This is a genomic window from Myxococcus sp. MISCRS1 (genome assembly GCF_026626605.1).
GTDB lineage: Bacteria > Myxococcota > Myxococcia > Myxococcales > Myxococcaceae > Myxococcus > Myxococcus fulvus.
The window spans coordinates 8,939,512-8,952,744 of the sequence record NZ_JAPNKB010000001.1 but is presented as its reverse complement, the minus strand read 5'-3'; the positions used below and the strand labels follow the sequence as shown (position 1 = coordinate 8,952,744).

The window sequence follows — 13,233 nt, the reverse complement described above, 5'->3', positions numbered from 1 at the left end:
GTTCACCTGCGCCTGGACGGAGCCGGGCACGAGCGACCACAGGACGACCGCTAGCAGCGGGAGCAGTGACTTGCGCGACAGAACGGGGTGCCTCAAGGGGAGACCGGCCAGGAAAAGGCGGGGCAATCTACGAGAAGGGGCCGAAGACCCTCAATCCAAAAGCGCGGAGCCATCAAGCCTCCGACACCTGCCCCCCTGCCAACCGCAGGCGGCGGGGCATGGAACGGGCCAGGGTTTCATTGTGGGTGACGACCACGGCGGTGATGCCCAGGTCCCGGTTGACGTCCCTCAGGAGCTGATGGATGCCCTCGCCCGTGGCCGGGTCCAGGTTGCCGGTCGGCTCGTCGGCGAGCAGGACGGCGGGCTTGAGCACCAGGGCGCGCGCCAGGGCCACCCGCTGGGCTTCACCACCGGACAGTTCCCCCGGCCTGTGGTCCACCCGCTGTCCCAGTCCCACCCGCTCCAGGAGCTCCCGGGCGTAGGTATAGGCGCCGGCGCGGTCCTTGCGCTGGATGAGCGCGGGCATGGCCACGTTCTCCAGGGCGGTGAACTCCGGCAGCAGGTAGTGGCTCTGGAAGACGAAGCCCATCGTCTGGTTGCGGAACTCGGCGATCTCCGCGTCGTTCATGGCGAACACGGAGCGGCCCTCGAAGAAGACCTCCCCGGCGGCGGGCGCGTCCAGGGTGCCCAGCACGTGCAGGAAGGTGCTCTTCCCCGCGCCGGAGGCCCCCACCAGCGAGACGAGCTCTCCCTTGCCGATGTCGAGCGACACCGCGCGCAGCACGTCGATGCGCTTGCCGTGCAGGAAGTAGCTCTTGAAGACGTTGCGGATGGACAACAGCGTCATGGCTACTCCGCCTTCAACCCTTCCACCGGCTCCACGCTGCTGGCCTTGAGGGCCGGGTAGATGGAGGCCAGGTACGTGACGAGCACCGCGATGACGACGGCCAGCGCGGTCTGCAGGGGCTCCACGCGCACCGGCAGCGCGGGGATGTAATAGACCTCGGGGTCCAGCTTGATGCCGACCTTCTCGATGAAGAGGCACCACGACAGGCCGGAGAACAGGCCCAACAGGCCGCCGGCGACGCCAATCTGGAGCCCCTCGGCGAGGAAGATCTTCACGATGCCGCCATCGGGGACGCCCAGCGCCTTGAGCACGGAGATCTCCTTGCGCTTCTCCAGCACGAGCATGATGACGGTGGCGACGATGAGGCCCGCGGCGACGATGATGATGATGGAGAGGATGATGCCCATCACCAGCTTCTCCAGGCGCAGCGCGGAGAAGAGGTTCTTGTTCATCTCGCCCCAGTCGCGGGCCCGGTAGGGGTAGCCGCCCAGCGCCTTCACCACCTGCCCGGCGATGCGGCGCGCGTCGTCGATGTCGAGCACCTTCAATTCGATGCCGGACGCGCCCTGGACGCCGAAGAAGTCCTGCGCTTCCTTGAGCAGGATGTAGACGAACTTGGAGTCGTACTCGTACATCCCCGAGTAGAAGATGGCCGCCACCCGGTAGGCGCGGTTCTTGGGGACGGGGCCGGACGGGGACAGCTCGGTGCCCAGCGGGGACACGACGTTGACGCGGTCCCCCACCACCACGCGCAGGGACGCGGCCAGCTCCCGGCCAATCACGATGCCGGGCAGCACCGCCGCCGCCTTCTTGGCGGGGCCGGTGCGGCGGATGATGTCGTCCTCCGCGGGCGCCTCGTCACCCTCCCCCGCCGGGGTCTCGGACTCCTCGTCGTCCCCGCCACGCGAGAGGATCTTCTCCGGCGTGTAGAGGATGTCGAGCGAGCCGCCGCCCAGGATGTTCCGGGGCAGGTCCGTCACGTCGCCCACCGTCTTCGGGTCGATGCCCTTGATGATGACGCCGTCGACGTTGCCCTCGGACGCGATCATCACCTGGTTGATGATGAACGGCGTCTGCCCCGCGATGCCCGGGACCTTGCGGATGGTCTCCATGACCTTGGGGTACTCGGGCAAATCCCCCGCGTAGCGCGACACCACCGCGTGCGCGTTGGTGCCGAGGATCTTCTGCTGCAGGTCCGCCTCGAAGCCGCTCATCACCGACAGCACGATGATGAGCGCCATGACCCCCACGCCCACGCCGCCCACCGACAGCGCGGTCATCATCATGGTCGGCGACTGCTCGCGCAGCTTCAGCTTGTGCAGCGCCTCGGAAGCGGCCAGCGGGTCCGACAGGCCCAGCGAGCGGATGCGCGTCTTCTCCACCGCGGCCTCGGCGGCGCGGATGATGAAGTAGACGAGCAGCGGCGGGATGATGCCGAACATCAGCACCGCCAGCGTCCCCAACAGGAGCGACGGGCGGAACACCGCCACGTGGCGGCGCGCGACGAACAGCTCGAAGCCGAGCTTCAGGTCCACGCGCCCGCTGCCGGCGGCGATGAAGCCCGTGTTGATGCCCAGCACCAGCGCCAGCACCAGCCCGGTGAAGGTCAGCCAGTACGCCAGCTCCGGGCGGCCCAGCAGTCCCGCGACATACGTCACCTCGCGCAGCCGGTAGCCGAGCGCGAGCTGGAGCGACGGAATCCGCTCCATCAGCGTGAGCAGGATGGGGACCGGCAGGCCCAGGTAGAGCACGCCGATGGTGGCCTCGGGCAGCGCGAGCCGCTGCGCGCGCGAAGCGCCCACGAAGCCGGAGATGAAGGCGACCAGGCCCGCGACGACCAGGGCGATGGCGAACGCCCCCGTGGGCGGGAGCGACAAGCCGCCGCCCGCGTCACGCGCGGAGGACAGGTCCGTGGAGGGTACGCCGCTGGAGAGCACCGTCTGGAGCAGCACCAGCACCAGCTCCGCCAGCAGGATGCCGCCGCCGTACGCCGCCAGGGTGCTCCAGTAGAAGTCCCGGTAGCGCGCCAGGCGAGGATACAGCGGGGCGCCGGCCGCGGGGCTCGGGCCTTCCGTGGGCTCGGGCGCGCGGCGGATGCCGGAGGCGATGAGCCCCCAGCCCACCAGCCAGGCGAGCGCCCCCGACCAGAGGAAGCCGGGGCTGCCCAGGGGGAGCGACTGCTTCGCGGCGGCCTGCGCCGGCAGCAGCATCACGCCGTCGACGAGCTGGGCCACCCCACCCCAACCGAAGAGCGACAGGCCCAGGGCCGAGGCCACCTCCGCCCACGCCTCGGAGGCGGAGATGGAGAGGCCGACGAGGATGAGGCCCACCAGGGCCACGAGTCCTCCGGCCCAGATGAGACTCCAGCGATGGACGGTCTGCCGTTCTGCCGAGTGCACTTGGCCTCCTGGCTACTTCGCCAGTGGCTTGAGGAGCGGAAAAAGGATGACGTCGCGGATGCTCTGCGAATCCGTGAACAGCATCGCGAGGCGATCAATCCCGATGCCCTCACCCGCCGTGGGGGGCATGCCGTGCTCCAGGGCGCGGATGTAGTCCTCGTCGTAGTCCATCGTCTCCTGCTGTCCGCGCTGCTTGGCGTCGAGCTGGGCCTGGAAGCGGCCCTTCTGGTCCAGCGGGTCGTTGAGCTCGGAGAACGCGTTGGCGATTTCCCGACCCGCCACGAACAGCTCGAACCGGTCCGCGATTTCCGGATTCTGGTCGTTGCGCCGGGCCAGCGGCGAGACGGCGGTGGGGAAATGGGTGATGAAGGTGGGATGGATCAGGGTGTGCTCGACGTGGGCCTCGAAGAGCGCGCCCACCAGCTCCCCGTGCGTCATCGTGTCCACGGCGCGGCGCTCGGCCTCGCCGCGCGTCGTCTTGAGCAGCTCGTGGCGCAGCTTGCCCTCGTCCGACATGTCCTTGTCGGACAGCGCGCTGCCCAGCGCCTCGCGGATGGCCTCCGTCATGGAGATGCGCTTCCAGCCCTTGCCGAAGTCAATCACGTGCTCGCCGTACTTCACCTTGGAGTCGCCGGTGACGGCCTTGGCCGCCTCCGAAATCATCTCCTCGCTCAGGTCCATCAGGTCCTCGTACGTGGCGTACGCCTGATAGAACTCGAGCATGGTGAACTCGGGGTTGTGCCGGGTGCTGATGCCCTCGTTGCGGAAGTTCCGGTTCACCTCGTAGACGCGCTCCAGGCCGCCCACCACCAGTCGCTTCAGGTACAGCTCCGGAGCGATGCGCATGTACAGGTCGATGTCGAGCGCGTTGTGGTGCGTGGAGAACGGCCGCGCGGCGGCGCCCGTCACCAGCGGGTGCATCATGGGCGTCTCCACCTCGATGAAGTCACGCCCGTCGAGGAAGGAGCGGATGAAGCGGACCAGCTTGTTCCTGCGCAGGAACGTCTGCTTCACGTCCGGGTTGGACACCAGGTCCAGGTAGCGCTGGCGGTAGCGGCTCTCCACGTCCGTCAGGCCGTGCCACTTCTCCGGCAGCGGGCGCAGCGACTTGGTCAGCGGGGAGAACTTCGTCGCGGCCAGGGTCAGCTCGCCCGTCTTCGAGCGGAACAGCGTGCCGGTGACGGCCAGGAAGTCGCCCAGATCACACAGCTTGAAGACCTCGTACGCGTCCGCCAGCGCGTCCTTCTTCATGTGGACCTGGATTTCGCCCGAGCGGTCCCGCAGCTTGATGAAGGCGGCCTTGCCGAACGAGCGCATGGCGACCAGCCGGCCCGCGACGTCGTAGGTGACGGGCGTCTGCTCGAGCGACTCCGGGGTGGAGTCCGCATGTTTGGCGAGGATGTCGGCGGCGAGGTGCTGGGGAGCGTGGCCGTTGCCGTACGGGTTGAAGCCGGCCTCGCGCCACTTCGCGGCCTTCTCCAGCCGCTGCTCGTAGATTTCCTGCTCCTTCGAACCCAGGTCGTTGTTCTGGTCTTCAGCCATCGCGCGCCCTTCCAAGAGGCGCGGCACCGTAGCCAAGGCTCCCCCGGGACGCAACGCAACACATCGGGAAGCTTCAGGGGGCGGCCATCACCAGGAAGGCGGCCACGGCGGCGGCCAGGAGCAGGGGGATGAGGATCTCCACCGGGAAGCGGTGGTTCATATGCGCCATGTGCAGGCCCTTGAGGCCGAAGCGGCGCTGGCGGCGCACGCGCGTCATCACCAGCGACGCCAGGGCCGGGGGGGCCTTCTCCTTCTGCACACCCCGCACGCGCTGCACCGTGCGCGAATAGCCCTCCCACCCGTGGCGGCACTCGTCGCAGCCGTCCAGGTGCGTGCGCACCGCCTGCGCCTGGGGGGCGGGCAGCTCGTCGTCGGCGAGCGCGAGGAACAGGGCCCTCGCCTCGCGGTGGTTCATCCGCGGGTCCACGTCCGGGAGTCTGCGATGGAATTGGCTCATGGCTCAAGCCGCCCCAGGAGATTGGCCAGCTTCTCGCGCGCGCGGTGCAGCCGGCTCTTCACGGTGCCCTCGGGCAACTCCGTGATGTCCACGATTTCGTCGTAGCTCAGCCCCTCGATGTCGCGCAGCGCCACCAGCACGCGCGCGTCGGGGTCCAGCTGGGAGATGGCCCACTGCACCCGGGCCCGCTCGCGCGCGGACTCCAGGGCGGCGTCGGGCGCGGGCGGGGCGCCCGGGCCATCCACCCACGCCTCGCTCGTCTCGTCGTACTCCTCCGAGCGGCCCCGGCCCCGGCGCTTCAGGTACTTCAGCCGGTTGATGCAGTGGTTCTTGGTGATTCGGAACAGCCAGGTGGACAGCCGCGCGTCCTCGCGGAAGCGGCGGACGTTCTGGTGCACGCTGACGAAGATCTCCTGCACCAGGTCATGCGCCTCCTCGCGGTCCCCCAGCATGCGGACGCAGAAGTCGTAGACGCGGTCCTGGTGGGTGCGCACCAGCTGCTCGAACGCATCCGAGTCCCCCTGACGCAGGCGCGCCAGCAGGGCCGCGTCCTCACGCCGAGAGTCGGACGCCTCGGCGGCCGGCCCGTCCTGTCCGATTTCGAGCACGCCGCCCGGTGACACCGGTGTCCTCCCGCGACGGCCCCTCCATCCCAGGAGGAGCCACTGCCCCAGAAGCCTACCCCTTTCCCCTGCCCCGCCGCCTTCCGACAGCGGGGCGCGGAAAAGGTTCCACCGGACCTGTGACTAATCCAACGCCGCGTTGCGGTTGGGGTTCTTCACGCCCAACAACTGCGCGGTGATGAACTCCTCCAGCTCACCGTCCAGCACCGAGTCCACGTTGCCCGTCTCCACGCCGGTGCGCAGGTCCTTCACCATGCGGTACGGCGCGAGCACGTAGGAGCGGATCTGCGAGCCGAAGGAGATGTCCTTCTTCGCGGCCTCGGCGGCGTCGCGCAGGGCCTCGCGCTTCTTCATCTCCAGCTCGTACAGGCGGCCGCGAAGAATCTTGAAGGCCATGTCCTTGTTGGCCGACTGCGAGCGCTCCGTCTGGCAGGTGATGATGATGCCCGTGGGCAGGTGGCGCAGCTGCGCGGTGGAGGACGTCTTGTTCACCTTCTGTCCACCGGCGCCTCCGCCCCGGATGAACTTCAGGTCGATGTCCTTCTCCGGGATGTCGATTTGAATGGTGTCATCGACCTCCGGGTAGACGTCCACGGACGCGAAGGCCGTCTGGCGGCGCGCGTTGGCGTCGAAGGGGGAGATGCGCACCAGCCGGTGCACGCCCACCTCGGCCTTGAGGTAGCCGTAGGCGAAGTCGCCCTCGATGCGCAGCGAGACGTTCTTGAAGCCCGCCTCCTCGCCCGGCACCTCGTCGTTGATTTCAACCTTCCAGCCCTTGGACTCGCAGTAGCGCGTGTACATGCGCAGCAGCATGGCCGCCCAGTCCATGGAGTCCGTGCCACCGGCGCCGGCGTTGATGTCCATGAAGCAGCTGCTGCGGTCCTGCTCGCCGGAGAGCATGCGCGCCAGCTCCAGCTTGGCGACCTCGCCGTCCAGCCCCTCGAGCGAGCCTTCCGCCTCGCGGGCCGTGTCCTCGTCACCGGCCTCCGCGGCCAGCTCCAGGAGCGTCTGCGCGTCATCCAGCCCGCGCATCACCTTGTCGTAGGCGCCCACACTCAGCTCCAGCGTGGACTTCTCCTTCAACATCGCCTGCGCCTTGGTGTTGTCGTCCCAGAAGTTCGGCTGCGTGCTGTCCCGCTCAATCAGCGCGATGCGGGAGCGCTTGCGGTCGAGGTCAAAGATGCCCCCGGAGCGCCAACACGCGCTCCCTGAGGCCGTTGATCTTCTCCATCGAATCGTTCGCCATGGTGTGTCGTTCCTCGTCTTCGGACGCGTGCGGCGACGCTCGCCGACCGCCCGGGTGAAAGGGTTGAAGGTGAAGGGCTCAGGGCGCCTCGAGCCGAGCGACGGGCCCGTCCCGCCGCGCTGACGTCCGCGCCCCGCCCGGCAGTCGCGCCAGCAGGCGCTCCAGGCCGAAGGCCCCCGCCATCCCCAGGGAGATGGGCAGGATGAGCGCGATGAGCCGCCAGTTGTCCTGGTCGAACGGCGGCAACAACTTGAGCACCACGCCCAGCACGCCGCTGCCCGCCAGCACCGCCCAGAGCTTGAACAGCCTCGTGCGCGCCTTCGGGTTCTTGCCCCGCATGAGGGACACGCCGAAGGGGATGGCGAGCAGCGTCAGCGGGTTGGCCAAAAAGAGGTTCTCGTTGCGGTACGTCACCGTGTGGTCCGTGACCAGCCACATGACGAAGAGCGCCGTGCCGGGGATGCCCAGCACCAGCCCGAGCAGCGCTGTCTCCAACCCGAGCAGCACCCGGGGCAGCCGGCCGCCCTTCTTGCGCTCCCAGGCGGCGAGTCCCAGCGCCGCGCCCCCGAGCCCCAGCCCGAGCGCCAGGATCCAGGGTCCCCAGGGCGGAGGCTCGACGGGAGGACGCGGGCGGTTGGACGCCACGTAATAGTTCCACTGCCGGGCCACCAGCGGACGCAGCTGGCCGTCCGCGCCCTTCACCTGGAGCGAGGCGACCTGCTGCTCCAACTCGTCCGGGAGGAAGGCCTCCTCCCAGCGGGTGATCGGGTGGTCGATTTCATCGTTCATCATGAAGTCGAGCAGCACGCTCATCGGCGGGTTCACCGCGGTGTAGCGCCGCGTGTGCTCGCGCAGCGTCATCCGCCCCGGCGCCCGGTCCGCCTCGCGCAGCTGGCCCCCCGTGGCCACGTCGATCATGTCCCGCAGACGCGTGACGCAGTTGTCGTTGTAGTGGTGATACAGGTACTCGCGGTTCTCCGGCAGGACGTTGTCGGCCAGGCGCCTGGCGACCTGCTCGCGCTGCTCCGGGGTGAGGTTCAGCTCCTGGATGCGGACGTCGCGGTCCTCGGCGCGGTAGTAGCGGTAGGTGGCCTCCGCGCGGGCCTGCCCCACCCAGAACTCCAGGCGGCCCATGGCGAAGCGGGCCAGCATGGCGTCGTCGAAGGAGAACATCCCGTAGTTGTAGAGACGGGTGACGCCGAGCTTGCGGTCCTCCACCACCAGCGAGCCGTGGCCCCACCAGGCGGGCACGTCGTCGCCGGGGCTGAAGGTGGCCAGCGAGATGACCAGGTCCTCGCCCTGGCTCTCGCCCGTGCCCCAGGGGGGCACAAGCCCCGACTGCGCATGCGCGGGAGACGCGAGCAACAAGCCGAGCAGACCGAGGGCGATGAGCGACAGGCGGAGCATGGCTGTGTCCAACACGCGGGAGGCGGCCTACCTATCATGCGCGATGGCCGACTCAATCGACAGGATGCCGGATTGTCCGACAGGGAGCCGTGCGAGGCCTACATCAGGCTGCGCGCCCGGCGGGCCTTCGCGTCCACCTGGAGCGAGTCCGCCACCATGCCGCGCTCGCCCAACAGCTCCTCCTCCAGCGCCGCCATCCGCTTGGCGTCGCGCGGGCGCTCGTGGTCGTGCCCCAACAGGTGGAGCAGCCCGTGCGCCAGGTAGCGCGCCATCTCCGACTCCAGCGGTCGGCCGTACTCCTTGGCCTGCCGCTTCGCCGTGTCCAGGGAGATGACCACGTCGCCCAGGGGCCGGGGGCCCGGAGTCCCCTTGGGCAAATCGCCCGCGGGGAAGCTCAGCACGTCGGTGGCCTTGTCCTTGTCGCGCCAGGTGCGGTTGAGCCGGCGGATGGCCCGGTCGTCGACGAGCGACAGCGACAGCTCGCAGTGCGCCAGCGACAGGCGCGTCAGGTAGTCGCGCGCCCACGTCGTGAGCAGCCGGCCGAACTCCTTGCCCTGGGGGTGCGCCACCTGCAGCGTGACGACGTTCTCCGTCTTCGGGGGCGCGGGGGCCTCCATGTGCGCGCGCTCGGGGCGGAAGGCCGGGGCGCAGACGGACCAGTAGTCACACGCGCCCTTGCCGTCGTTGCGGTACACCACGCGCTTGCCGCGCGGCACCAGGCCGACCTCGCCCGCGGCGATGCGCTCGCGGCGGCCCTCGATGACGAGCGTCAGCTCGCCCTTGAGGACCAGCACGACCTCGTCGAACTCCGGCCGCTGCGCCGGCTCCGCCCAGCCCGGCGGCGCCAGCATGCGCGCCACGGAAGCCGAGTCCGTGCCGGTGGTCGCCGCGCCCACGAACTCCTCGATGCGCTTGCCGTCGTCCCTCGGGATGACCTTGCCCTTGCGCAGTCTCACGCCGTCACTCCTCGCACCCCTGTCACGAAGCCCCCGCCGAGCGGGCCTTGTCCTTGGTCTCCACGGCCTTGCCCCCCGCCACCACCAGCGGCGGCGCCTTGCCGCCTCCCACCGCGCCGGCCGGATACACCGGACGCGTGTGGTAGATGCCCTCGAGCGTGTGCAGGAAGGACTGGGAGATGAGGTTCAGGTCCTTCAGCGTCAGGTCGCACTCGTCGAGCTGCCCCTCGGAGAAGATGAGGTTGATGATCTTCTGCAGCTGGGCCTGGAGCTTGGGCGTGGTGGGTTCCGCCATGGAGCGCGTCGAGGCCTCCACCGCGTCGGCGATCATCACCAGCGCCGCCTCGCGGAACTGGGGCTTCGGTCCCGGGTAGCGGTAGATGCTCTCGTCGATGGGGGGCGCGCCTTCCTTGCCCTCCTGCTCCTTCAAGGCCTTGTGGTAGAAATAGCCCACCGTGCGCGTGCCGTGGTGCTGCGGAATCGCGTCCGCCACCAGCTTGGGCAGCCGGTACTGGCGCGCCATCTCCAGGCCCTCCGTCACGTGGCGCTTGATGATGACGGCGCTCATCGCGGGGGCCAGCGAGTCGTGGCGGTTCTCGCCCTTCTGGTTCTCACCGAAGTAGAGCGGATTCCGACCCTTGCCGATGTCGTGGTAGTACGCGCACGAGCGCGCCAGCAGCGGATTGGCGCCGATGGTCTCCGCCGCGTTCTCCACCAGCGTGCCGATGATGATGGAGTGGTGGTAGGTGCCGGGCGCCTGGACGATGAGCTCCTTGAGCGCCGGGTGGTTGAGGTTCGCCAGCTCCAGCAGCTTGATGTCGGACGCGTAGCCGAACGTCATCTCGATGAGCGGCGTGAGCGCCATCACCATCACCGGCACCGCCAGCGACGAGCCGACGAACGCGCTCAGCGCGGTGATGGCCGTGTCGGCCGTCAGGCCCTTGCCCTCGACGAGGAACAGGAACAGCACCGCCACCGTGTTGGCCGCGCCGGTGACGAGCCCCGCGCGGAAGATGCCCACGCGGTCCTTCGCCCGGACGATGCGGTCGGCCGCCACCAGCGAGCCCACCAGCGTGTAGATGCCGAACGCCAGCGAGTTGCCCAGCATCACGCCCGCCAGACACGCGAACACCATCGCGAAGAAGAGCGACAGCTCCTGCGTGAGGATGAAGCGCACCAGCATGGCGCCCGCGGCCACCGGGAACACGTAGTAGAGCGCCTCGATGGGCAGCGCCGTGTACCGGTCCTGGATGGCATCCGCGATGGACACCCAGAGCTGCAGGAGCGCCAGCGTGCCCACCAGCAGCCCCCCCAGCAGGACGCCGTCCTTGCGCGTGGGCCGGAAGCGGCGGAACGCCGTCATGCAGAAGAAGTACGAGGCCACCACCAGCAGGGCCACCAGCCCCGTGCCGCCCAGCTGCACCTGCACCAGGTCCAGCCGGTCCGTCTCCGCGCGCATGCCGCGCAGCACCACCAGGTGCCCCTCGTTCACCAGCTCGCCATCGCCGATGACGCGCTGGCCCTTCTTGATGGAGATGACGGCGTCCTTCACCGCCTGCGCGGCCTGGTGCCGGCGCGCGTCCGTCTCCGCGATGTTGATGGTCAGGTTGGCGCGCACCAGCCGCTTGGCCAGCCGCAGCACCGCGCGGCGCTGCACACCGGGCGCGTCCGGCAGGAGGTTGCCGGGGATGGAGGCGAAGCGCTCCATCTCCTGGTGCGCCTCACGGATGTCCGCCACCTGCGGCGCGCCGTTGGGCAGGGTCTCCTCGCCCTTGTTCACCACGTCCCGCACGGTGAGGCCCTGGGGGGCCTCGCGGGCCAGTTCCTCCCGGGAGCCCGCCACGTTCACCGGGCCCTGCTCGGAGCGGTACGCCCGCTCCAGCAGCAGCAAGGTGGCCGTCTCCACCTCGTCCGAGAACCCCTTCGCGTAGAGCGCCTGGAAGTCCTCGGCCTCCAGCCCCGCATCGCGCTGGCCGAAGAGCAACTCTTGGAGCTCCGCCTGCATCTCCTCGCGCGTCCGACGCTCACGCTCCACCTGCTCGGGCGTCAGCACCGGGGCCTTGCGCGACTTCTTCGGGGCGGCGCCCTCCTCCGGCTCCAGCTCCGACTGGGCCTCGGCGAGCTCCGCCAGCCGCTGGCGCATGGTCGCGAAGGAGGCTCGCACCACGGTGCGCAGGTGTCCCACCACGGCCGGGTTCAAGTCGTAGACAGGCTTGACGGCGGAGCGGGCCTCCTGGCGCCGCTGGGCCGTCATGGCGCGGTGGACGACCTCGTAGTCGCGCGCGGCCTTGAAGCCGGCGGGGGAGCTGGCCCGGAAGGGCTTGCCGAGGTTCTCCTCGGAGAGGGCGGGGATCTGCTGGCTGTACAGCCCGGGGGAGATGACGAAGCCCGCCCCCACCGACACGAGGAGCAGGAGGAACACCTGGACCGCACGCCGCCCCCACACGCCTCGGCCCAGGCCAAAGCGTGCTGCGAGCGCGTCCAACGGACTGGGCGCGGGGTGCTGCGGTTCCGGTTCGTCCATGGAGGTCCTCACCCTAGATAGGGGCCGTGGCTCCATCAAGGCCGCAGCGTCCCGGAATATTCACGGGGCCGGAAATACGAATGCCCGCCCGCCAGGGTAGGCGCGGGTGGGCATACGTAAGCCTCGACAGGTGCTCAGCCGACGGCGGCCTCTGGCGGGATGGCGACCAGGGGAGCGGACTCCGAGGTGGAGGCCGTGGCGTGGGCGGCCTCGCGAGCGGCGTGGGCCTCGCGCTGCGCCAGCTCCGCCTTGTCGTACGCGCGGATGACCTCCTGGACCAGGGGGTGGCGCACGACGTCCACGTCGGAGAACTCCGCGAAGTGGATGCCGTCGATGTTCTTGAGCACCGCGCGGGCGTGGTTCAGGCCGGACAGCTTCCCGGTGGGGAGGTCCACCTGCGTCACGTCGCCGGTGATGACGGCCTTGCTGTTGTAGCCCAGGCGCGTCAGGAACATCTTCATCTGCTCCACGGTGGTGTTCTGGGCCTCGTCGAGGATGACGAAGGCGTCGTTGAGGGTGCGGCCGCGCATGAACGCCAGCGGAGCCACCTCCACCACGCCCTCCTCCACCAGGTGCGCCGCGCGCTCGGCGGCCATCATGTCGTGCAGCGCGTCGTAGAGCGGCCGCAGGTACGGGTTCACCTTCTCCTGCAGGTCTCCGGGAAGGAAGCCGAGCTTCTCACCCGCCTCCACCGCGGGGCGCGCGAGGATGATGCGCTTGACCTTGCGCTCCTGGAGGAAGGCCACCGCCATGGCCATGGCCAGGTACGTCTTGCCCGTACCGGCGGGGCCGATGCCGAAGACGATGTCGTGGGCGCGGATGGCGTCCACGTAGCGCTTCTGGGCGATGCTCTTGGGCGCGATCTGCCGGTTGCCGGAGCTCTTGAGGACCGGGCCGAGCATGACCTCCTGCAGGGACTCCGCGCCGCGGCCGAGCACCTTGATGCCCTGCTCCACGTCCTCGCGGTAGATGGGGCGACCGGCGCGGATCATCCCCTCCAGGTTCTCCAGGAGGCGCACCGTGAAGGCCACCGCGTCGGAGGGGCCGGACAGGTGGAACTCCGTCCCCCGTTGTCCCACACGGACCCCGAGGCGTCGCTCCATCAGTTTGAGGTTTTCGTTCTGGTTGCCGCACAGCGCCAGGGCCGTCTCGTTGTCACGGACGTCCACCTTGGCGGAGGAGGCGGTGACGGCGGCTGCGGGCGCTTCCAACGTGGCGGGGTTTCGCAATGC

The 13,233-nt window shown here is 69.3% G+C and carries 10 protein-coding genes; all 10 read right to left on the bottom strand.

From position 1 onward, the window contains the following. Positions 1-172: 172 nt before the first annotated feature. On the bottom strand, positions 173-847 hold the full coding sequence (locus OWM54_RS35965; protein ID WP_046714818.1) for an ABC transporter ATP-binding protein: 675 nt from the start codon (positions 845-847) through the stop codon (positions 173-175). A 2-nt stretch (positions 848-849) separates the two neighbouring features. Further along, positions 850-3,246 carry an ABC transporter permease gene (locus tag OWM54_RS35960; protein ID WP_267700334.1) on the bottom strand — a complete coding sequence of 799 codons (2,397 nt, stop codon included), beginning with the start codon at positions 3,244-3,246 and terminating at the stop codon, positions 850-852. Between the two features lie 12 nt (positions 3,247-3,258). Continuing rightward, on the bottom strand, positions 3,259-4,788 hold the full coding sequence (gene lysS, locus OWM54_RS35955) for a lysine--tRNA ligase (RefSeq protein WP_223745831.1): 1,530 nt from the start codon (positions 4,786-4,788) through the stop codon (positions 3,259-3,261). Positions 4,789-4,861: 73 nt separating this feature from the next. Then, positions 4,862-5,245 (bottom strand): anti-sigma factor family protein, encoded by a 384-nt coding sequence (locus OWM54_RS35950; protein WP_141330615.1) that lies wholly within the window; start codon positions 5,243-5,245, stop codon positions 4,862-4,864. Then, positions 5,242-5,868 (bottom strand): RNA polymerase sigma factor, encoded by a 627-nt coding sequence (locus OWM54_RS35945; RefSeq protein WP_223745830.1) that lies wholly within the window; start codon positions 5,866-5,868, stop codon positions 5,242-5,244. Before OWM54_RS35945 ends, OWM54_RS35950 begins: the two co-directional genes overlap by 4 nt. 123 nt (positions 5,869-5,991) lie before the next feature. Then, positions 5,992-7,114 (bottom strand): peptide chain release factor 2 gene (gene prfB / locus OWM54_RS35940; protein ID WP_223745829.1). Its coding sequence is split into 2 segments (ribosomal slippage): positions 5,992-7,044 and positions 7,046-7,114, totalling 1,122 coding nucleotides; the frame shifts between segments, so codons are not numbered across the junction. 78 nt (positions 7,115-7,192) lie between these two features. Beyond that, complete coding sequence (locus OWM54_RS35935; RefSeq protein WP_223745828.1) at positions 7,193-8,521, bottom strand: DUF4105 domain-containing protein; 1,329 nt, start codon at positions 8,519-8,521, stop codon at positions 7,193-7,195. Positions 8,522-8,619: 98 nt separating this feature from the next. Beyond that, positions 8,620-9,477: an rRNA maturation RNase YbeY gene (gene ybeY, locus OWM54_RS35930; RefSeq protein WP_141330607.1), complete on the bottom strand. Its 858-nt coding sequence runs from the start codon at positions 9,475-9,477 to the stop codon at positions 8,620-8,622. Between the two features lie 22 nt (positions 9,478-9,499). After that, complete coding sequence (locus OWM54_RS35925; RefSeq protein WP_267700331.1) at positions 9,500-12,001, bottom strand: HD family phosphohydrolase; 2,502 nt, start codon at positions 11,999-12,001, stop codon at positions 9,500-9,502. Positions 12,002-12,135: 134 nt separating this feature from the next. Then, a complete protein-coding gene (locus tag OWM54_RS35920) occupies positions 12,136-13,230 on the bottom strand; it encodes a PhoH family protein (protein ID WP_267700330.1) in 1,095 nt (364 codons plus the stop codon). Positions 13,231-13,233: the final 3 nt, after the last annotated feature.